Origin of the sequence: Candidatus Electronema sp. TJ (assembly GCF_048287355.1) — a bacterium.
GTDB lineage: Bacteria > Desulfobacterota > Desulfobulbia > Desulfobulbales > Desulfobulbaceae > Electronema.
In genome coordinates this window covers 14,979-34,839 of the sequence record NZ_JBLWEP010000002.1, presented here as the reverse complement: position 1 = coordinate 34,839, position 19,861 = coordinate 14,979, and the positions used below count along the sequence as shown (strand labels likewise).

Below are 19,861 nucleotides of genomic sequence, written 5' to 3'. Positions count from 1 at the left end.
CCCTCTTTTTCCAAGAAGGAGGCCGCAGGCAGGAAGATCACCTCGGTCTTGACCGCCTTTGGGTCAGTGCCCGGCTTCTCCCAGAAGGCGGCCGTCTCAGTCATGAAGGGATCGGCCACCACCAGCATGTCGAGCTTGGCCAAAGCGTCATGCACCAAGTTCAGGTTGGGGCTGGAGACCATCGGATTCTGGCCCATGATGTAGAGCATCTTCATGCTGTCTTCATAGGCGGTCTCGAAGATGCGGAAGATGGAATAGTTCTTCTTCGCGTTCTTCTTGGGCAGCCAGCTATAGCCGTAGTCGTTCTCCGCCGTAGCGTTCTCACCAAACCACGCTTTGAGCAGATTGATGAAGAACTTGGCCCGGAAGGTGCCGGTGCCTTTGGTCCAGTCCGCCAAGGAAGGCTGATTGTGATTGGGGCAGGCCAAATAGCCCGGCAGAATGTTGAAGAGCAGGGCCATGTCGGACGAGCCTTGCACGTTCGGCTCGCCGCGCAGGGCGTTGATGCCGCCGCCGGGCTTGCCTATGTTGCCAAGCAGTAGCTGGAGGACACCGAAGGAGCGGATGTTCTGCACGCCGACTGTGTGCTGGGTCATGCCCAAGGCGTAGAGCACGGTGCCGGGCCGGTGCTTGACCAAGGTGTCGGCGATCAGCTTGATGGTCTCTTCCGGGATGCCGGATATCTCCGCGCCGACCTTCAGCGTGTAGCGTTTGAAAAAGTCCTTCAGCTTGGCGAAGACGCAGCGCGGATCCTCCAAGCTCTCGGCCTTGAGCGGCTTCTTGGTCTCCGGGTCGAGCTGATAGCCCCAGGAGGCGGTGTCGTATTTGAACTCCGCCGTGTTGTAGCCGGAGAACAGCCCGTCATTAAAGGCGAATCCCTCAGCCGGAATAAGCAGGGCGTTGGTATTCAGCTTGACGTAGTCGGCATCGTAGAGATTGTGCTCGACGATGTAGTTGATCACCGCGTTGAGAAAGGCGATATCGGTGCCGGGCCGGATGCAGGCGTAGATGTCGGCGAGGCTGGAAGTGCGGGTGAAGCGGGGGTCAACATGAATGACAACCGCCCCTTTCTCCTTGGCCTTCATCAGCCAGCGCATGGACATGGTGTGGTTCTCTGCGCAGTTGCTCCCTTCGATCAGAAAAACCTTGGCGTTCTTGAAGTCCAGCCAATGATTGGTCATGGCCCCGCGCCCAAAGGACGCGCCGAGGCTGGCGACTGTGGAACTGTGGCAGAGCCGGGCCTGATGCTCGATAAAGACTGCGCCGAAAAGACGGCTCATCTTGCTCATCAGGTAGCATTCCTCGTTGTTGTTCTGCGCCCCGCCGAGGAAGGAAATGGCATCGGTGCGGTTGACCGGAAATTCCTGCTCGCCGTCCTTCTCCGTGGCGATCCAGTGTTTGTCCCGCGTCTCTTTGATCTTGGCCGCAACTTTGGTGAGGGCCTCGTCCCAGCTGATCTCCTGCCATTTGTCCGAGCCAGGAGCGCGGTAGAGCGGGGTTTTGATCCGCTGATCCGAGTTGGGAATGGCGGCCATCGCCGAACCCTTGCTGCACAGGGCACCCTCGTTGATGATGTGGTCTGGGTCGCCTTCCAAGTTGATCAGCTTGCCGTCCTTGACATGACAGAGCATTCCGCAGCCGCAGGAGCAGAAGGTGCAGATCGAGGTGAACTCGCTGGCGTTTTTCGTTCGTGATTCTTTCAACGCGGCGGCGTGGATGGGCTTGGTGTTGAAGCCAAGCTCGGCAAGGGTCAAGCCCGCGCCGAGACCTCCGCCTGCCTTGAGCAGGGAGCGGCGACTGAGTTTCATGCTGCGCACCTCGTGTGATTATTTTTTATATATGAAATAATTTGCAAATATTACAATGCGGCACGGCGGCGCATATCCTGTGCGCCAAACCACAACGTGGCAACCATTGCCGAGCAATATATATTCGCGCCGCACCTCATGTCAACTAAAAAGATAGGAACGATCATTTTTGCTTATATCAAGCAAGGAGACGCTGTTGTTTGATAAAATGACCATGCGCTGCCATTCCGGCCGCAGGGAGGAACCTCGGGAGTTCCCGCTCCGCTCAACCGTGCTGCTGCGGCAGGGTTCTGCCGGATTTCCCACTCTTCATCCGCCTCAACTCACGCTTCATTCGCCCTGTTTCACGCGTCGGATGCCCTATATCACGCGTCAGATGCCTCGACTTACGCTTCATCCGCCTCATCGTGCGCGTCGGATGCCCAATGTCACGTTTCATCCGCCTCATATGAAGCTTCACTCGCCTCAACCCACGCTTCATTTGCCTTGTTTCAAGCGTGAAACAGCGCGTCTCCAGCCTGCTGCGGGGCGTTTTCGGCCATCTGTTCCTCATCGTTGGCGATGAGCGGCCTTGGCCAGCAGCAGGCGGTCTGGGGCGAAGAAATCTGTTTGAGAATCTGCCATACGAGGATATACTCCTCTGGATGCGGAACGCGGCCAATGGGAGCCGGCGCACGCTCATCTCAGCACTGTTCTGAGGATGGAGCGGAGCTGCGGCAGGAAGCGTCCGCATCGCTCGAACGGGCAAAGGCCCGCCAGATCATGCAGGCATGATCTCCGCAAGGAGAGCCTGCGCCATCGAAACGCCCTTGCAAGGAATCTGCGCGATGAGCCACCTGCTCTTTCAACTCAGCCTTGCGGCCTATCTTGCCGCCGCAGCGCTCTACACCGTCTTCTTCATCAGCCAGAAGAAAAAGCTCCATGCCGCAGCCCGCGTCGTTTTCTGCGCCGCAGCCGGGCTGCACAGCCTCAACATCGCGGCCCGCTACGCTGAGGCCGAGCACACGCCGATCACCAGCATTCATGAGATCATCTCCTTCTTTGCCTGGTCGCTGTCCTGCTGCTACCTCTCCTTCCGCTGGCGCTATGCGGTGAAGAACTTCGGCAGCTTTGCCGTGCTGCCCATCACCGCCCTGATGCTGGCCGCTGCTGCCGCGCCGCAGGCCATTCTGCCGCTGCCGCCGGAGCTGCGCACTTGGCTGCTGCCGTTTCATGCGTCTATCTCCATTGTCGCCTACGCCTGCCTTTCGCTCGCAGCCATCGGCGCACTGATGTATTTGATTCAAGAGCGGCAGCTCAAGCGGAAGCGCTTCGGCTTCTTCTATCACCGCCTGCCCTCGCTGGATGCCTTGGACAGCCTCAACCAGCACTGCATCGGCATCGGCTTTCTGCTGATGACCTTGGGCATGAGCATCGGCACAGTCTGGGCCTTTCAGCTGGGCGGCAACCGCGGTTTAGGCTGGCATACCAAGATCATCAGCGCCATGATCACCTGGCTGCTCTATGCGGGCCTCATGCACCACCGCTTTGTCAAAGGCTGGCGGGACAGACATGCGGCCCTGCTCACGGTGCTGGCCTTTGCCGCCGTGCTCCTGACGCTCTTTTTCCTGCTGATCAAGGGAGGGAATTGAGATGGCGCGTGAGTCCATTGTCCTGCTGGGGGTGAACCACAAGAACACCCCGCTGGAAATCCGCGAGAAGCTGGCCCTGACCGGCGGCTATGTCGAGCCGCTCAACCTTCTGCGCCAGCTGCGCGGCCTGAAGGAATATCATCTGCTGTCCACCTGCAACCGGGTGGAAGTGCTCTTTGCCTGCGAGGAGCCGGAGCAGATGCGGGCCGAGGTGCTGGATTTGCTCTTCGCAGGCCGGGTCAGCCAGAAGCAGCTGGACAGCTGCGTCTACACGCATGTCAATGACGAGGCGGTGCGCCACCTTTTCACTGTCGCCGCCAGCTTGGATTCCATGATAGTCGGCGAGGCACAGATCCTTGGCCAGCTGAAAGAAGCCTTCCGCCATGCTTCAGAGCTGAAGACCGCCGGGCTGCTCCTCAACAAGCTCCTGCATAAAGCGTTCTCCACGGCCAAGCGGGTGCGCACAGAAACCCGCATCGGTGCCAGCGCGGTTTCTATTTCGTATGCCGCTGTGGAGCTGGGCAGAAAGATCTTCGGTGATTTGAAGGGCAAGCGGGCCATGCTCGTCGGCGCAGGCGAAATGGCTGAACTGGCCGCCGAGCATCTGGTTGGTCAAGGCATTGCGGAAGTGGTGGTGGTCAACCGCACCTTGGAGCGGGCAGTCAATCTTGCCGCCCGCTTCAAAGGCCGGGCCGCCGGGCTGGACGAGCTGGTTGAGCAGCTGGCTGAGACAGACATCCTCATCAGCTCCACCGGCGCGGCTGGGCTGGTGCTGCGCAAACAGGATGTGGCCTCCGTCATGCCGCGCCGCCGCAACCGTCCGCTCTTCCTGATCGACATCGCTGTGCCGCGCGACCTTGACCCGGAGATCAACAGCCTCGACAACGTCTATCTTTACGACATCGACGACCTCAACAGCGTGGTCGAGATGAACAAGGAGCAGCGGGACAAGGAGGCGGTCAAGGCGCACCGCATTGTCGAAGAAGAGACGCTGAAGTTCATGCGCTGGCTGGAGGCGATGGAGGTCACGCCGACCATTGTCGAGCTGCAAGCCGCTGCTGAATCTATTTGCAGAGCGGAATTAGAGAAGACGCTGCCGCGCCTCAACGGCTTGGGCGAGAAGGAGCGGCAGAGCGTTGAGCGCATGGCTGCGGCGATTGCGGCCAAGATGCTCCATCATCCGCTGCAATACCTCAAGTCCGAGCATGTCTGCGCAGACCGGCAGGAGCGCATCGCCGTGGTGCGCAGCCTGTTTGGCCTCAGCGGGGATGAAGGCCCGGCGGCTGAGGCATCCGATTGATCATTTCACAGCACCGCCTCTCAATCTCGCCACGCCCTTGGCCCGCTCCTCACCAGCGCCCAGTCTCTCTCCGCACCGCTTGTCTCTCCCGCCGCACACCAGTGAGGAGCCACGCCGCACACTGGTGATGTCCGAGCCTCGACACTGGTGTGCAGCCGCTCTCGACACCAGTGTCGAAACTGCCTGCACACTGGTGTGAAAACTGCCTCCTCACTGGCGCCATCCTCTATCAGGCCGCATTCCTTCTCTTTTTTATCGACAGAAGCGGCGGCCAGCTTCATGTCTCGCGCCCAAAGGCACGATTGGCTGTGATGAGCTGACGGGAGTGCCTCGCGGGCGTACACAGCCTCTTCGGCCTCAGCGGCGACGAGCACCCGGCGGCTGAGGCATCCGCCTGATCATTTATTATTTTGTGACAAATGCCGCAACATCTTGACGGCCCAAGCGCCTTGTGCTATACGATAGAGTTAAGCCATGAGGCTGATGCAGATATCTCAATACATTAAAGGGAGCTGGAGTACATGAAAAAACTGGTGATACTTGGAGCGGGCTGCGCAGGGACAATGGTTGCCAACAAACTGCGCAAGCGGCTGGACCGCAACGAATGGTCCATCACGATTATTGACAAAGATGACCGGCATATTTATCAGCCCGGCCTGATCTTCATCCCTTTCGGCATGTACAAGGCTGAGGATATTATCCGCACCCGCAGCGAGTTCATCGGCAAAGGGATAAACTTTGTCGTTGATGAGATTGTCGCCGTTGACACTGCAACCCAGACCGTGGAGACCACGGCGGGCAAGTATGAATACGACAAGATCATCGTCTGCACCGGCGTGACCATTGCGCCGCAGGAAATTCCGGGCATGATGGAAGGCTGGCAGACCAAGATATTTGATTTCTACACCTTGGAAGGCGCAGTAAATCTGGAAAAAAAGCTGCGCACTTTCAAAGAAGGCAAGATGGTGCTGAACATTGCCGAGTTCCCCTACAAATGCCCGGTCGCGCCGCTGGAATTCGTCTATCTGGCTGACTGGTACTTCACCGAGCGCGGCGTGCGCGACAAGATCGACATTCATTTTGTCACCCCGATGACCGGTGCCTTCACCAAGCCCAAGGCCTCCGCCTACTTCACCAAGGTCATGAAGGAGAAGAACATCAGAGTCACTGCTGAGTTCATTCTCGCCGAGGTTGACAGTGCCAACGGCAAGCTGATTTCCGCTGCCGGAGATGAAATCGAGTGGGATCTGCTGGTGTCCATTCCGCCCAACGTTGGCGCACGGTATTTGGTCAACTCCAAGGTTTCCATGGATGAAGTCGGCTATGTGAAGACCAACAACCACACGCTACAGGCCGAGCATCACAAGAACATGTATGTGCTCGGTGACAACACCACCATTCCTACTTCCAAGGCCGGTTCGGTCGCCCATTTTTCTGCTGAAATCATGGTGGAGAACTTCATGCGCGAGATCAACGGCGAGCCAGTCCGTCCCGATTACGACGGTCATTCCAACTGCTTCATTGAGACCGGCTTCGGCAAGGCATCTCTGATTGACTTCAACTACAAGTACGAGCCGCTGCCCGGCAAATTCCCGCTGCCCGGCATAGGGCCGTTCTCGCTCTTGGGCGACACCAAGACCAACCACTGGGGCAAGATGATGTTCAAGTGGGTCTATTGGAACAAACTGCTGACCGGCGAGGAGCTGCCGCTTGAGGCGCAGATGTCTCTGGCAGGCAAAGTTCAGGATTAAGGGGGCAGGTTATGACCAATGAAGAGAAAATTCTCGCCCGCCTCGATGAACTCACCGAGGAAGTGCGGGAAGCCAAACGGGCGGTCAGGCCCTATGCGGAGCTGAAGCAGGAGCTGGAGCCGCTTCTGCACTCCATCGTGCGCGAGGCGACAGACCGCCTGAGCGGCCTGGACAAGCGCGTGGATTTGGAGAAGGTCGGCGACATGGTCGGCCAGACGCTGGCATCAAGCAAGAATATTGCCGATGCCGTCAAGACGCTGGACAGCGTCATGGAGTTCAAGCGGGATGCCGCGCCGTACGCCAAGGAGATGTTTCATGAGCTGACCCTGAATCTCCAGACCGCGCTGCAAGGCTTTGAAGGCGAGCAGCTTCAGGAGCTGATCAGGCAGTTCATCGTCAACATGGGCAACATGGCCGAGATGATGAAGATGCTCAGTTCCTTCATGGACATGAAGCAGGATGCGTCCCATCTCAGCGGCCCGGTCTTCAATGATGTCGTTGACCGTCTGGACAGTCTGAAGGCGCACGGCCTGCTTGATGACTTTGAGCGGATGCTGGCGATTGGCGAGCGGGTCAGTGCTAAAATGAAGATGATTGACCTGAACAAGGCCAAACCTGTCACTGGCATCTTCGGCATGATGTCTGCCCTGAAACGCCCGGAAGTGCAGGAAGGGCTGGGCGTGCTGATTGAACTGGCGACTGTTGCGGCAGCGTTGAAAGAGCCTGCGGCAGAACCCGCTGATGTGTCCTGAAGAACGCTCCCGCCTGATTGAAGACGAAGTGTTTCTGCTGGCGGACTCCGGCGAGCTGCCGGAGGTGGCGTATCATGCCTCCCTCTGGCAGCTCTGCGGCGAGCCGGACGGCCCGCGCCTGCGGCTGACCGAAGCAGAGCTGCGGCTGCTGCAAGATGCGGCCTTGCGCCGCTGCCAGCGGATCATCCTCCGCGACCTCACTCCCGCTTTCCGCGACCGCCGCATCTGGCGCGGCCTGCGGCGGTGCATCTGCAACTGGCGGCGTTATCTCGCCTTCTGCCACAGAATCGAACGGCCGCCCAATCAGCTCTTTCAAACGCAGACCGCAGCAGCCCTGACGGCCTATCTCACTCAGGAGCTGGCCGAACTGCGCAGCGGAATGCGGCAATGCAGCTCAGTCAGCTGCACGGACGAGGAGCTGCTGGATTTTGCGCAACAGCTTGGCGGCCTACTGCCGGAGGGCTGGGAAGAGCTGACAGAGCAGGCCGCGCTGGCGGAATAAGCCAGATTTCCATCAACCCAAAAAAAACATATGAAAAAGACAGCCGTCCTCTTCCCCGGCCAAGGCTCGCAGCAGCTGGGCATGGGCAAAGCCTTCATCGAAGCTGATCCTGAGGCTGCCGCGCTGATGGACATGGCCGAGCGCGTTTCCGGCTTTCCCCTGCGTCGACTCTGCTTTGACGGCCCGCTAGAAGAGCTGACCCGAGTACTCCATCTGCAGCCTGCCCTGACCGCCGTCAACCTGATCTGCTGGCAGCAGCTGCGCAAACTGCTGCCCGGATTTGCTCCGGCTTGGGCTGCCGGGCATTCGCTGGGCGAGTATTCTGCCCTGCACGCTGCGGGCGTGCTGTCTGCCGAAGACACTGTCGCCCTTGTCACCAAGCGCGGCGAGTTCATGGAGCGGGAGAATGCCGCTCATCCCGGCGGCATGCAGGCTGTGCTCGGCCTGAGCATTGAGAAGGTTGAACGCCTGCTCGCTGAGTACGCCGGGGCGGGCATGGTTGTCGTGGCCAATCACAACTCGCAGCAGCAGATCATCATTTCCGGCGATGCTGAAGGGCTGGATGGCTTCAGCGAGGTCTGCAAGGCCGCCGGAGCCAAGAAGGTCGTGCCGCTGAAGGTGGCGGGCGCGAACCACAGCCCGCTGGTGGCTGGCGCAGTGCCGAATTTCGCCGCCTGCATGAAGAAAATCTGTTTCAATCCGCCAAGCGCGCCGCTGCTCTTCAACGTCACTGCCGCGCCGGAAAGCGATCCAGCGGCCATCCGTTCCATCATGGCCAAGCAGATCGCCTCGCGGGTGCGCTGGCATGAGTCGGCCTGTCAGATGATCGCGGACGGGGTGGAGGTTTTTCTGGAGCTTGGCCCTGGCTCTGTTCTCACCGGCCTGATGAAGAAAACTCTTCCTGCTGGCAGCGCGGCGATCTGCGTGCAGGCGGACTGCCCTGCATCTCTGGCAAAAGCCGCACAGCTCATTCAGGGCGGCTGAGACTTGGCACGCTGCTGAGTGATTTTTCCGCCGTCCGATTCCCGTCAAAAACATCGCTCGTGGTTAAAAAAAACATCGAGCTTAAAATGGATCACTTTACGGCGGTACTTTGGGGTAAAGTGCTGCCGTAGATTGGATCAAATTACGGTCGTAGTTTTTAAAAACTACGGCTATACTTTTTCCGGGCGGTAGCCGAGGGCAGGACTGGCTGAGCGGCGAGAATCTCATTGACCTTTCCGCATCAGCGCAGAATTCTTCCCGCTTGACATAAGGCCGCGCATCGGGTAAATAATTTTCTTTCCTGCGCAGCCGCTGTTCAGGATGGCGGAGCATTTTTTCCTATCGGACTGATCATGTTTGAGAATTTAACAGAACGCCTTGAAGGGGTCTTCAAGAGGCTGCGCGGCCACGGCACGCTGACCGAAGAAAATATCGCCGAAGCCATGCGCGAGGTGCGCACGGCCCTGCTCGAAGCTGATGTCAACTTGCAGGTGGTGAAGGACTTCGTCGCCTCAGTCACGGAAAAGGCGGTCGGACGGGAAGTGCTGTCCAGCCTTGCGCCAGGGCAGCAGGTGATCAAGGTTGTCTATGAAGAGCTGGTTGCTCTGCTTGGCACCTATGCCGAGCCGCTGCGTCTTGACGGACGGCAGCCGGTGGTGATCATGATGGCCGGCCTGCAAGGTTCAGGCAAGACCACCACTTCAGCCAAGCTGGCCCGCCTGCTGCAAGAGAAAGGCCGCAAGCCTTTCCTTGTCCCTGCCGACGTGTACCGCCCGGCGGCCATTGAGCAGCTGCACGTGCTGGGCGGCCAGATCGGCGTTCCGGTCTTCAACTCCACCACCGAGCAGAGGCCTGCGGACATCGCCCGGCAGGCTGAGGCACAGGCCAAAGCCGAGGGCTACGACACCGTCATCCTCGACACCGCAGGCCGCCTGCATGTGGACGAGGAGTTGATGGCCGAGCTGAAGGAAATTGCCGCCGCTGTGCCGCTCTCCGAGGTGCTCTTTGTCGCTGACGCGATGACCGGGCAGGATGCGGTGACGGTGGCGGCTAAGTTCAGCTCTGATCTCGACATCAGCGGCGTGATCCTGACTAAGATGGAGGGCGATGCGCGCGGCGGCGCGGCCCTTTCGGTCAAGCAGGTCACCAAGCGGCCCATCAAGTTTGTCGGCGTGGGCGAAGCTCTCGATGCCTTGGAGGTCTTCCATCCTGACCGCGCCGCCTCGCGCATTCTCGGCATGGGCGATGTGCTCTCGCTGATTGAGAAGGCTGAGAAGGTTGTTGATGAAAAAAAGGCCCAACAGCTGGCAAGCAAGCTGCGCAAGAACAGCTTCACGCTCGAGGATTTCCTCGACCAGCTTCAGCACATCAAAAAAATGGGCAGCTTGGAGCAGCTCATGAGCATGGTGCCGGGCATCAACAAGCTCCGCCAGCTCAAAGACGCGCCCCAGCCCAGCCAGAAGGAGCTGCTGAAGACCGAGGCCATCATCCTTTCGATGACCAAGACCGAGCGGCACAATTACAAGATCATCAACGCCAGCCGCCGCATCCGCATCGCCAAAGGCTCAGGCACCTCGGTGGAGGAAGTGAACCGGGTGCTCAAGAGCTACGCCATGATGCTGAAGATGATGAAGAAGATCAGCGGCAAGGCGGCGGTCGTGAAGGACGGCCAGCGGCGCAAGCTGCCCAAGGGATTGCGGCGTTGAGATGTCGCAGGGGTGAACAATCTTTCGCCCCTGCATAGCACAGAAAGAAAATTTCCCGCTGCATCCGCACAGAATTTATCAGCCGGGCAACCGGACGCACACCATCCACAGGAGAACAGAAAAAAATGGCAGTACGCATTCGCTTGACCAGAAGAGGCCGCAAGAAACAGCCGTTCTACCGCATCGTCGTGGCAGATTCGCATTCCTGCCGTGACGGCAAGTTCTTGGACATCGTCGGCACCTACGATCCGCTTCAGGAGCCTGCGGCCATCCGCATTGACGAGGGCAAGCTGGCTGACTGGATGGGCAAGGGCGCACTGCCGTCCGAGACCGTCAAGACCCTGATTGACCAAAATAAGAAAGCGGCGCAGGCTGCCTGATTGCGGTCATGAAGGACTTGGTCTCGTTCATCGCCGCTAAGCTGGTGGATGCGCCGGAGCTGGTGGAGACCTCCCAGCGCGAGGAGGGGGACGCGGTGACGGTGGAACTGAAGGTCGCCAAGGAAGACCTTGGCAAGATCATCGGCAAGCAGGGCCGAACCGCCCGCTCCATCCGCACCGTGCTGGCCGCTGCGGCGGAGAAGCGGCAGAAACGCTGCCGTCTTGACATACTTGAGTGAGATGAACGACGACAAGGGCCTTGTGCTGTTGGGCCGGGTTTCTGGGCCGCACGGCATCAAGGGGGAGCTGAAAGTCCGCCCTTATTCCGGCGAGCCGGAGAGCCTGCTCGGCTACAGCTGCCTGCTGCTGGCCGTCGGTGAGAACGCGGAGCCGAAGGCATGGAAAGTGGAGCAGTCGCGGGCGCATAAGAGCTGGACTTTAGTCAAGCTGGAAGGCTGCTCCGACCGCAGCAGTGCCGAGCAGCTGCAACGGGCTGACGTGTACATCCGCGAGGACGAGCTGCCAAAGCTGAAGGAAGGAGAGTTCTACCTCCGCGACTTGGAAGGGAAATTAGTTAAGACTGAGGATGGCAGCGTCGTTGGTGTGATCACCGGGCTGCTGACCGGCGGCGTACAGGATATTCTTCAAGTTGAGAATAATGGTCAGGAGCATCTGATCCCCTTGGTGCCGGAATTCGTCATCAGTTTGAATGAAGATGCCGTGATAATGGCTTTGCCGTCTGGTCTCTTGGAGATCAACTCCTGAGCCGTGTATTTTGAGATACTGAGCATTTTCCCGGAGCTGTTCGCTTCGCCGCTGCAAGAGGGCATCATCCGCCGGGCTATCGCTGCCGGACAGATTCAGGTCAATCTGCACAACATCCGCGACTGGGCCGAAGATAAACACGCCATGACTGACGACCGGCCTTTCGGCGGCGGCGAGGGCATGGTGATGAAGCCGGAGCCGCTGGCCGCCTGTCTGCGCGATGTGCAAGACGATGCGCCGGGACATGTGATTCTGCTCTCGCCACGCGGTGTGGTTTACAATCAGCGCAGTGCCGAACGGCTGGCCGGGCTGAAGAAAATCGTCTTGGTCTGCGGGCGCTACGAGGGCGTGGACGAGCGCTTCTGCCAGCGGCATGTGGACGAGGAGCTGTCCATCGGCGATTACATTCTCACCGGCGGCGAGCTGGCCGCCTTGGTGGTGCTGGACTCTGTCACCCGGCTGCTGCCGGGCGTGCTTGGCTGCGCGGATTCGGCGGAGAAAGATAGCTTCAGCCGCAACCTGCTCAAGCACGGGCAGTACACAAGGCCGCGTGAATTCGAAGGGCTGGCAGTGCCAGAGGTGCTGATGAGCGGCGATCACGCCAAAATTGAGGAGTACCGCTTTCTGGAGTCGGTGCGGCTGACCTTGGCGCGGCGGCCTGAGCTGCTGACTGCGGCGCAGTTCACCCCTGCCGAAGAAAAACAGCTCAAAAGGGCCGGATTTTATGCACAGGTGCAGCAGGCACGAGCCGGACATGGATGCTGAATTTCATATGGATGTCGCTCTGATCCATCATCCCGTGGTCAACCGCAAGGGCGAGATCATCGGCTCGGCAGTGACCAATCTTGATCTGCACGACATCGCCAGAGCAAGCAAAACCTTCGGCATTGGCAGCTACTGGGTGGTCACGCCCTATCCGCTCCAGCAGGAGCTGGCGACCGGGATCGTCGGCCACTGGACAGAGGGCTACGGCGGCGTGGCGGACAGCGACCGGGCTGCGGCCTTGGCCCTGATCAAAATCCGCGCCAGCTTGACCGAGGTCATTGACGAGATGACCCGGCGGCATGATGGCCGACGGCCCAAAGTTGTAGCCACCAGCGCGGCTTCAAGCGGTGAAAAACGGATCAGCTTCTCCGCCCTGCGCCAAGAAATCGTCAGCGAGAGAACGCCCGTGCTGCTGCTTTTCGGCACAGCTTGGGGACTGGCCCCGGAGGCTCTGGCTTTGGCGGACGCGATGCTGCCGCCCATCTCCGGGCCGGTGGCCTACAATCATCTTTCGGTGCGGTCCGCCGCATCTATCGTGCTGGACAGACTGCTGGGCCGCCGGGAAGAGGCTGATCAGCATTGAGACTACAACGAGCAATCACGCAGGAGCGGCAGGCCCGCATAAAGAGGAAGAAAATGAACATCATTGACAGAATTGATCAGGAATCCATGCGCTTCGACCACCCGGACTTCCGTCCCGGCGACACGGTCAAAGTGCATATCCGCATCATCGAGGGCAACAAGGAGCGTGTGCAGATTTTTCAAGGCGTGGTGCTGCGCCGCAAGCGGGGCATGATGGATGCCACCTTCACTGTGCGGAAGATTTCCCACGGCGTGGGCGTGGAAAAGACTTTTGCCATGCACTCGCCCCGGATTGACAAGATTGAGGTGGTCTCGCACGGCAAGGTGCGCCGCTCGCGGCTCTACTACTTACGCGACCTGCGCGGCAAAGCGGCCCGCATCGGCGAGCGGCAGCGGAACCAGCAGGCCGCTTAGGCTTGATGCCGTCTTGGACGATGCCTTTCTGTTCCCGCCGCAGCCCGGCGGGAACACTTTTTTTCATGAGCAGCGCTTGCACGAGCATGGCCTGTTCCGCATCGCCGGCGTGGACGAGGCCGGGCGAGGCCCTCTTGCCGGGCCAGTGACGGCAGCCTGCGTCATTCTTCCCCCTGACAGCGATCATTCCCGCTGGAAAGATTCCAAAAAGCTGACTCCGCTCCGCCGCGAGCGGCTCTGGAGCGAGCTGCGCCTTTCAGCGGCCTTGATTGGTATCGGCCTTGCTTCGGCTGAAGAGATTGATCAGCTCAACATCCACCGCGCCTCGCTGCTGGCCATGCGCCGGGCAGTCGAGAACTGCGCCGACAAGGCGGGGAATCTCCCTGACTATCTCTTGGTTGACGGCCTGTTCAAGGTGCCGGTCAATCTGCCCCAGCTCGCCTTGGTCAAAGGCGAATCCAAAAGCGCGTCCATCGCCGCCGCGTCCATTGTCGCCAAAGTGCTGCGCGACCATCTGATGGCTGACTGTCACGAGCAGTATCCGCAGTACAACTTCCTCCAGCACAAAGGCTATCCCACCAAAGCCCACCGCGCCGCCATTGCCGAGCATGGCCCTTCGCCCATTCATCGCCGCAGCTTTCATGGCGTGCGGGAGTTCTGCCGCTGAACAAGGTTGACATTGCCCGCCATCTGCCCTACAAAAAAAGAAGCGGTTGCATCTGCGGCAGCGGGCCGCATCATTTTATTTCCCGAGGAGGAGAGGAAATCATGATTGATTCTGTCGGCACCCCGGCTTTATATCTCGGCTTCACCCTGCTGGTCATCGTCCTGCTGGCGGTGGATTTTGTCGCCCTGCGCGTGCAGGGCAGCCACAAAGTGAAGGTGAAGGAGGCCGCAGCCTGGTCTGTGGTCTGGATTCTCGTCTCGCTGGTGTTCTGCGGCGGCTTCTGGTGGTATCTCGACAGCGGGTTCGGGCGGGAGATCGCCAACAAGAAGGCGCTGGAATACCTCACCGGCTATCTGATTGAAAAATCATTGGCCGTGGACAATGTCTTTGTCTGGATCACGTTGTTCGGCTTCTTCGCCGTGCCGCCTGCTTTTCAGAAACGGGTGCTGCTCTACGGCGTGTTGGGAGCCATTGTCATGCGGGCGGCGCTAATTTTCATCGGCGCGATGCTGCTGGCCAAGTTCCACTGGATACTCTATGTCTTCGGCCTCTTCCTTGTGCTGACCGGGGTGAAAATGCTGATCTTCTCCAGCCATGAGCCGGACTTGGAGCAGAATCCGCTCCTGCGCTGGATGCGCCGCCACATCAAAATCACCAACGAATACCACGGCGAGCATTTTTTTGTCCTGCAACAGGGGGTGCGCTATGCTACGCCGATGTTTGTTGTCCTGATCTTGGTCGAGGCCACAGACCTGATCTTCGCGGTTGACTCCATCCCGGCTATCTTTGCGGTGACCAGCGATCCGTTTATCGTCTTCACTTCAAATATTTTCGCCATCCTCGGCCTGCGGGCGATGTACTTTCTTCTTGCCGACATGGCCGAACGCTTCCATCTGCTCAAGTACGGCTTGGCAATCATCCTGATCTTCATCGGCATCAAGATGCTGCTGCTCGACCTCTACAAGATTCCGATCGGCATTGCTCTTGGCATGGTCGGTCTGATTCTGGCCGCATCCATTGCGGCCAGCTTCCTCACCTCGCGCAGGCAGTGACGCGCCCTGCGCAGCAGCAGGACGCAGGATCAGCCTTCCGTCAGAAAGACCCGGCGCAGCCGGTAGAAATAGTCTGCCCCTGACCACAGCGTCAATATCAGAGCGATATAGACCAGGAACAGACCGATCTCATGCAGGAAGGGAATCGGCAGCACGCCGAGCGGAAAAATGAGGATGCCAAGCCCGACGTACTGGGTGATGGACTTGATCTTGCCCAAGCCGCTGGCCGCGACCACAATCCCGACCGACGAGGCGATGCCGCGCAGGCCGGTGACAAGGATTTCACGGGAGAGGATGAGCAGGGCAATCCAAGCCGGCACCCGGTTCATCGGGATGAGCATGATCAGGGCGGTGGTGACGAGGAGCTTGTCCGCCAGCGGGTCAAGCAGCTTGCCGAGCGTGCTCACCGCGCCGTAACGACGGGCCACGTAGCCGTCAAGAAGGTCGGTGACAGCGGCAATGGTGAAGATCAGGCAGCAGAACACAGCCAGCGGCCTGCTCTGCTCCAGCATGAGCAGCACAGCCAGCAGGGCGGTGAGGGCAAGACGGGCGGCAGTGATCAGATTGGGCAGGTTCTTCATCGTACGCGTTCGGTTTTGTTCCGGCAAAGCAATGGCTCGGCTCATCGTCGACAATGTACCGCGTTTTGCAGCGGGACGCTGTTCCTTTTGTGCGCCGAGGAAGATTTTTTGGCAGCCGCTGCTTGGCTTTTTGGGGAAGACCGGCTAATCTGAACGCCCCAACAGAAAACAATGCCGGACAATCCAGCAAAAAAAGGAGCCAAACCATGAGCGCCCATCCGCTGGCAGGCCTGCCTGCCCCGCAATCCATATTAGTCAATGTCCCGGAGCTGATTTCCGCCTATTACACCCTGCATCCTGATCCGCAGCAGGAGACGGAACGGGTCAGTTTCGGCACCTCCGGCCATCGCGGCAGCTCGCTCAAGCGCAGTTTCAATGAGGCGCACATCTTGGCGGTGACCCAGGCGGTCTGTGACTATCGCACAGAGGCAGGCATCAGCGGGACCTTGTTCATGGGCATGGACACTCACCCGCTTTCCTGGCCCGCGCAGCTCACTGCCCTGCGGGTGCTGGCCGCAAACGGCGTGCGGGTCTGCATTGCTGCTGGTTCCTCGCTCTATACGCCCACGCCGGTGATCTCTCACGCCATCCTCAACCATAATAACAAACAAGGCGGACCGCTCTGTGACGGCATCGTCATCACGCCGTCCCACAACCCGCCTGCGGACGGCGGCTTCAAGTACAATCCGCCGCACGGCGGGCCAGCGGACACGGACGTGACCAGCATAATCGAGGCCCGCGCCAATCAGCTGCTGGAAACAAAGCTGGACGGGGTGCGGATGCTGCCTTTGGCGGACGCGCTCAAAGCGGAGTCAGTGCTGCATTACGATTATATCCGCCCCTATGTCAGCGAGCTGGACCAGGTGATCGACATGGAGGCCATCGCCAAATCCGGCATCCGCATCGGCGCGGACGCGATGGGCGGATCAGGCATGGCCTGCTGGGCCGCAATCCGGGCGCGTTACGGATTGAACATGGAAATCTTCCATGACACGCTCGATTCCACCTTCTCCTTCATGCATTGCGACAAAGACGGCAAAATCCGCATGGACTGCTCTTCGCCCTATGCCATGGCAGGCTTGGTGGCCATGAAAGAGGATTTTGACATCGCCTTTGGCAACGACACCGACTTTGACCGTCACGGCATCGTCACCAAAAGCATGGGCCTGATGAACCCAAATCATTACCTCAGCGTTGCCATTTCCTATTTAGCGCAGAATCGTCCGCAATGGCGGGCGGATTTGGCGATAGGCAAGACTTTGGTCAGCAGCTCGATCATAGATCGGGCCGCAGCCGCGCTGGGCCGCACCGTGGTGGAAGTCCCGGTGGGCTTCAAGTGGTTCGTTGACGGCCTGCTGCACGGGAAAATCTTCTTTGGGGGAGAGGAAAGCGCGGGCGCGAGCTTCCTGCGCAAGGACGGCACAGCCTGGAGCACCGACAAGGACGGCATCATCCTCAATCTGCTTGCGGCTGAGATCACCGCGAGAACCGGGCGCGATCCGGGGCAGCAGTATCAAGAGCTGACGCGGCAGTTCGGCGCGCCGGTCTATGCCCGCATTGACGCTCCGGCCACGCCCGCGCAAAAGGCGGTGCTGAAGAAGCTGCAGCCGGAGGACGTGAAGCTCAAGACGTTGGCCGGAGAACCAATCCTCTCCATCCTCACCAAAGCTCCGGGCAACAGCGCGGCCATTGGCGGCCTGAAGATCGTCGCGGAGAACGGCTGGTGCGCCCTGCGGCCTTCCGGAACTGAAGACATCTACAAAATCTACGCCGAGAGCTTCCTGGACGCAGCGCATCTGGCCCGGATTCAGGACGAGGCCAAGGCGATGGTGGCCGGGCTGATCTGAACGGCTGAAGAAAGGGCATCAGGCGGCGGCGAAGAGGGGCGGAAGGTAGATCAGCCCGCCTTCCTCTTCGCCCAGCACTCCTGCATCTGCGCACGTTCTTTGCAGCAGGACTGCCGCCTGCTGCCGCTCAAGCTTTGAGCAAGGCTTAAATCGCTGTTCTTGACATCACCACCACGCCATTTCTCGGCATATTGATGGTGATGGAGCCATTTCTGGAATTAGGATTGTTGCCATAGTTGCCAACTCCATCCCCTCCGAACTCCTGACCGTCGCTGTTGAACAGCTGCGTCCAATCTCCGGTCTCACCGTTGGTTGGAACAGCGTAATGATACATGTCATGGCCGCTGTAATTCCCTGCGACGATCAACACATCAGCATTCCATTTTCTTTTGAAAGCAAACCAGCCCCAAGCAGGATAATGCAGCCATTCAAATGAGCTGTTTCTTCGCATCAATGGATTGTATCGCTTCTTGATGTCGATCAATGTTGTAAACATATGCTTAAATTGAGGGCCAGGAGTGATTTTTTCGAGTTCCCAATTTAAAATATGATCAAATCGGGCATCATTGAACGCGCCTTCCATGGCGAATTCATCGCCCATGAAGAACATGGGAATGCCCGGAACAAAAAAACTCAAGGCATACATCATCCGCGCTTTCTTTTTTGACCAATAATCACCCCGCCAGCCGCCAAACTCGCTCACAGGATAGAATTTGTGAGCACTCTTATTCCCATCCCACCAGCATTCATCATGACTGTTGGCATAAATAATCCGATTGTGCGCCTCAGGATAGTTGCCTCCGTTGATCGCCGCCGCAATCTCAGCCTCTTTTCCTTCGGCAAAAGGCCATAAAGCATTCTCCATTCTTTGATGGAAGTTAAACCATCCGGCATCAAAGTTTTCATAGCGGATCATCCAGTCTTCGTAATCTCCAGATCCCTCTCCCCAATGCTCACATATGAAAATCTTCTTCGGATGAGCCTGTTTCAATCTCCAAATAAGGTTACGTAAAACTTCCTTGCCGCTGTTTTCTCCTGCATTGGTGTTTTTGTTGACGATTTGCGAGGTGAAATCAAAGCGGAATCCGTCAAAGTGCAGCTCTTCCAAGAAATAACGGCAGCTGTCTTCGATATATTTCTGCACTTCATACTTGGACCAGTCAGGAGCCAAGCCAAAACTGCCTCCACGTTGATTCCATGCCTCCTCACCGCTGAAATAAATATTCCTTCCGTCTGTTGCGTCATAATTCCATAACGGCCCTGAATCGCCAGCTTTGCCAATATGATTGTAGGCAACGTCTGCGATCACGGCGATATTCCTCGCGTGCGCTTCATTGATGAACTCTTTCAGCTCATCATAAGAAGTTCCGTCTCCCTTTGTGCTTCCATAGGAAGCTTCTATGGCAAAGTAGCTGACTGGAGAATAGCCTATGTAATTGTCTCCGTTGTATTCGTTCACAGGAAGCAGCTCGATGACATTCACGCCCAGCGACTGAATGTAATCCAGCTTGTTCTTCAGCTGCTTGAAGTCCCCTTTTCTCCTGTCGCTCCATTCAAAATGGTAATTATGTCCAGATGGGTCTTTCCAATCAGCATCTCCTCTGCCAACATATCCGCCTTGAAAGAGCTGATAGATAACCATGGAGTCAAATGCCGGAGGTGTGAAATTCTCATCCGTCCATGCAAAGCGGTCAGGATCTTTATAAATGGAATGCGAGCAGCTGTGCTGCATGGCTCTTGCGTATGGGTCTATTCTGAATTTTAATTCACCTGACTTGAGGGTGATTTTGAACCAATATCCGTCTCCGTCCGCAAGAGGAAAATCAACTCCAGCAGGAAGTGTCCAATACCCGCTCATCGAGGTGTTTTTGTAGTCAACCTTTGTCGCAACCATGTCAAGAGCTGGAACAAATGATGTCGTGTCAGCGCGAACTAATTCCACCTTTGCTGCATTTGGTGCCCAAACAGTCAGTTTTTTCATCCTTTCCTCCATTTTTTAAAAAGAATACGTCCTCCCAGTCCAGCTTTCTCAGCCGCACGGCTTCTCAGCAGCCGCATAGTACCACTTGTCTGAAAAGAATCAAACGGAAAGCTGTTGACACCCAGCCGCAGCCGCTGAATAATAGAGCGGTTGCGCGGCGGCCTGGGCCAAATCCGCTTCTCCTGACGCTTGAGGCGCGGCGCATGAGCCTTGAGCTGCCAGCCCTTCAGCTTCAACGCAGAGCAATTGCGGCAAAATCAGGCCCGGATAAGGCCTTATCTCCTTCGGACAAGGCTTGATCCGCCTCGGACAACGTTTGATCTGCGGCAGATCGTGTTCAATCTGGAGCAGATCAGACGCAATCCGCCGCAGCTCGTGTCCAATCTGGAACAG

19 protein-coding genes and 1 pseudogene are annotated in these 19,861 nt (G+C 58.2%); 16 read left to right on the top strand and 4 right to left on the bottom strand.

Annotation, left to right across the window (positions count from 1 at the left end):
• Positions 1-1,808: molybdopterin-dependent oxidoreductase (locus tag ACNKID_RS00375; RefSeq protein WP_417911447.1), on the bottom strand; the 1,808-nt coding region annotated here is incomplete at its 3' end.
• Between the two features lie 827 nt (positions 1,809-2,635).
• Between ACNKID_RS00375 and ACNKID_RS00370 the strand changes: the two genes are divergently transcribed.
• The 15 genes from ACNKID_RS00370 to ACNKID_RS00300 all read left to right on the top strand — a co-directional run bounded on the left by ACNKID_RS00370 (position 2,636) and on the right by ACNKID_RS00300 (position 15,059).
• On the top strand, positions 2,636-3,439 hold the full coding sequence (locus ACNKID_RS00370) for a cytochrome C assembly family protein (RefSeq protein ID WP_417911446.1): 804 nt from the start codon (positions 2,636-2,638) through the stop codon (positions 3,437-3,439).
• Position 3,440: 1 nt separating this feature from the next.
• Entirely contained in the window at positions 3,441-4,739 is a 1,299-nt protein-coding gene (gene hemA / locus ACNKID_RS00365) for a glutamyl-tRNA reductase (protein ID WP_417911445.1), read from the top strand.
• A 521-nt stretch (positions 4,740-5,260) separates the two neighbouring features.
• On the top strand, positions 5,261-6,490 hold the full coding sequence (locus ACNKID_RS00360) for an NAD(P)/FAD-dependent oxidoreductase (RefSeq protein WP_417911444.1): 1,230 nt from the start codon (positions 5,261-5,263) through the stop codon (positions 6,488-6,490).
• A gap of 11 nt (positions 6,491-6,501) precedes the next feature.
• Positions 6,502-7,242 carry a DUF1641 domain-containing protein gene (locus ACNKID_RS00355; protein WP_417911443.1) on the top strand — a complete coding sequence of 247 codons (741 nt, stop codon included), beginning with the start codon at positions 6,502-6,504 and terminating at the stop codon, positions 7,240-7,242.
• Complete coding sequence (locus tag ACNKID_RS00350) at positions 7,232-7,744, top strand: hypothetical protein (protein WP_417911442.1); 513 nt, start codon at positions 7,232-7,234, stop codon at positions 7,742-7,744. The genes ACNKID_RS00355 and ACNKID_RS00350 overlap by 11 nt, the downstream gene beginning before the upstream one ends.
• 30 nt (positions 7,745-7,774) lie before the next feature.
• Entirely contained in the window at positions 7,775-8,728 is a 954-nt protein-coding gene (fabD, locus tag ACNKID_RS00345; RefSeq protein ID WP_417911441.1) for an ACP S-malonyltransferase, read from the top strand.
• Between the two features lie 353 nt (positions 8,729-9,081).
• Complete coding sequence (gene ffh, locus ACNKID_RS00340; protein WP_417911440.1) at positions 9,082-10,434, top strand: signal recognition particle protein; 1,353 nt, start codon at positions 9,082-9,084, stop codon at positions 10,432-10,434.
• Positions 10,435-10,559: 125 nt separating this feature from the next.
• A complete protein-coding gene (gene rpsP / locus ACNKID_RS00335) occupies positions 10,560-10,814 on the top strand; it encodes a 30S ribosomal protein S16 (protein ID WP_417911439.1) in 255 nt (84 codons plus the stop codon).
• 8 nt (positions 10,815-10,822) lie between these two features.
• Positions 10,823-11,053, top strand: a complete 231-nt coding sequence (locus ACNKID_RS00330; protein WP_417911438.1) for a KH domain-containing protein — start codon at positions 10,823-10,825, stop codon at positions 11,051-11,053.
• Between the two features lies 1 nt (position 11,054).
• Complete coding sequence (gene rimM / locus ACNKID_RS00325) at positions 11,055-11,579, top strand: ribosome maturation factor RimM (protein WP_417911437.1); 525 nt, start codon at positions 11,055-11,057, stop codon at positions 11,577-11,579.
• Between the two features lie 3 nt (positions 11,580-11,582).
• A complete protein-coding gene (trmD, locus tag ACNKID_RS00320; RefSeq protein WP_417911436.1) occupies positions 11,583-12,344 on the top strand; it encodes a tRNA (guanosine(37)-N1)-methyltransferase TrmD in 762 nt (253 codons plus the stop codon).
• Positions 12,334-12,927, top strand: coding sequence for an RNA methyltransferase (locus tag ACNKID_RS00315; protein WP_417911435.1), 594 nt, complete (start codon positions 12,334-12,336; stop codon positions 12,925-12,927). The genes trmD and ACNKID_RS00315 overlap by 11 nt, the downstream gene beginning before the upstream one ends.
• Positions 12,928-12,980: 53 nt before the next feature.
• Positions 12,981-13,340 carry a 50S ribosomal protein L19 gene (gene rplS / locus ACNKID_RS00310; protein ID WP_417911434.1) on the top strand — a complete coding sequence of 120 codons (360 nt, stop codon included), beginning with the start codon at positions 12,981-12,983 and terminating at the stop codon, positions 13,338-13,340.
• A 76-nt stretch (positions 13,341-13,416) separates the two neighbouring features.
• Complete coding sequence (locus ACNKID_RS00305; RefSeq protein ID WP_417911433.1) at positions 13,417-14,007, top strand: ribonuclease HII; 591 nt, start codon at positions 13,417-13,419, stop codon at positions 14,005-14,007.
• A gap of 101 nt (positions 14,008-14,108) precedes the next feature.
• Positions 14,109-15,059, top strand: coding sequence for a TerC family protein (locus tag ACNKID_RS00300; protein WP_417911432.1), 951 nt, complete (start codon positions 14,109-14,111; stop codon positions 15,057-15,059).
• A gap of 29 nt (positions 15,060-15,088) precedes the next feature.
• On the opposite strand, the gene pgsA is transcribed toward ACNKID_RS00300, so the two are convergent.
• The gene (gene pgsA, locus ACNKID_RS00295) at positions 15,089-15,640 is read right to left on the bottom strand and encodes a CDP-diacylglycerol--glycerol-3-phosphate 3-phosphatidyltransferase (RefSeq protein ID WP_417911431.1); all 552 of its coding nucleotides are present in this window, start codon (positions 15,638-15,640) and stop codon (positions 15,089-15,091) included.
• Positions 15,641-15,846: 206 nt separating this feature from the next.
• Here pgsA and pgm point away from each other — a divergent pair, with 206 nt between their 5' ends.
• Positions 15,847-17,487 carry a phosphoglucomutase (alpha-D-glucose-1,6-bisphosphate-dependent) gene (gene pgm, locus ACNKID_RS00290; protein WP_417911430.1) on the top strand — a complete coding sequence of 547 codons (1,641 nt, stop codon included), beginning with the start codon at positions 15,847-15,849 and terminating at the stop codon, positions 17,485-17,487.
• A gap of 145 nt (positions 17,488-17,632) precedes the next feature.
• Here the strand turns inward: pgm and ACNKID_RS00285 are convergent, their stop codons facing one another.
• Together ACNKID_RS00285 and ACNKID_RS00280 are read right to left on the bottom strand one after the other, a co-directional pair.
• Positions 17,633-19,468 carry an alpha-amylase family glycosyl hydrolase gene (locus tag ACNKID_RS00285; protein WP_417911429.1) on the bottom strand — a complete coding sequence of 612 codons (1,836 nt, stop codon included), beginning with the start codon at positions 19,466-19,468 and terminating at the stop codon, positions 17,633-17,635.
• Positions 19,469-19,567: 99 nt separating this feature from the next.
• Positions 19,568-19,861, bottom strand: a pseudogene (locus tag ACNKID_RS00280) (hypothetical protein); the annotation flags it as partial.

Excerpts from the sequence above, each read along its gene's own strand:
- ACNKID_RS00370 (WP_417911446.1), top strand. The coding sequence starts at position 2,636 with ATGAGCCACCTGCTCTTTCAACTCAGCCTTGCGGCCTATCTTGCCGCC.
- hemA (WP_417911445.1), top strand. The coding sequence starts at position 3,441 with ATGGCGCGTGAGTCCATTGTCCTGCTGGGGGTGAACCACAAGAACACC.
- ACNKID_RS00360 (WP_417911444.1), top strand. The coding sequence starts at position 5,261 with ATGAAAAAACTGGTGATACTTGGAGCGGGCTGCGCAGGGACAATGGTT.
- ACNKID_RS00355 (WP_417911443.1), top strand. The coding sequence starts at position 6,502 with ATGACCAATGAAGAGAAAATTCTCGCCCGCCTCGATGAACTCACCGAG.
- ACNKID_RS00350 (WP_417911442.1), top strand. The coding sequence starts at position 7,232 with ATGTGTCCTGAAGAACGCTCCCGCCTGATTGAAGACGAAGTGTTTCTG.
- fabD (WP_417911441.1), top strand. The coding sequence starts at position 7,775 with ATGAAAAAGACAGCCGTCCTCTTCCCCGGCCAAGGCTCGCAGCAGCTG.
- ffh (WP_417911440.1), top strand. The coding sequence starts at position 9,082 with ATGTTTGAGAATTTAACAGAACGCCTTGAAGGGGTCTTCAAGAGGCTG.
- rpsP (WP_417911439.1), top strand. The coding sequence starts at position 10,560 with ATGGCAGTACGCATTCGCTTGACCAGAAGAGGCCGCAAGAAACAGCCG.
- ACNKID_RS00330 (WP_417911438.1), top strand. The coding sequence starts at position 10,823 with ATGAAGGACTTGGTCTCGTTCATCGCCGCTAAGCTGGTGGATGCGCCG.
- rimM (WP_417911437.1), top strand. The coding sequence starts at position 11,055 with ATGAACGACGACAAGGGCCTTGTGCTGTTGGGCCGGGTTTCTGGGCCG.
- ACNKID_RS00315 (WP_417911435.1), top strand. The coding sequence starts at position 12,334 with ATGGATGCTGAATTTCATATGGATGTCGCTCTGATCCATCATCCCGTG.
- rplS (WP_417911434.1), top strand. The coding sequence starts at position 12,981 with ATGAACATCATTGACAGAATTGATCAGGAATCCATGCGCTTCGACCAC.
- ACNKID_RS00300 (WP_417911432.1), top strand. The coding sequence starts at position 14,109 with ATGATTGATTCTGTCGGCACCCCGGCTTTATATCTCGGCTTCACCCTG.
- pgsA (WP_417911431.1), bottom strand. The coding sequence starts at position 15,640 with ATGAAGAACCTGCCCAATCTGATCACTGCCGCCCGTCTTGCCCTCACC.
- pgm (WP_417911430.1), top strand. The coding sequence starts at position 15,847 with ATGAGCGCCCATCCGCTGGCAGGCCTGCCTGCCCCGCAATCCATATTA.
- ACNKID_RS00285 (WP_417911429.1), bottom strand. The coding sequence starts at position 19,468 with ATGAAAAAACTGACTGTTTGGGCACCAAATGCAGCAAAGGTGGAATTA.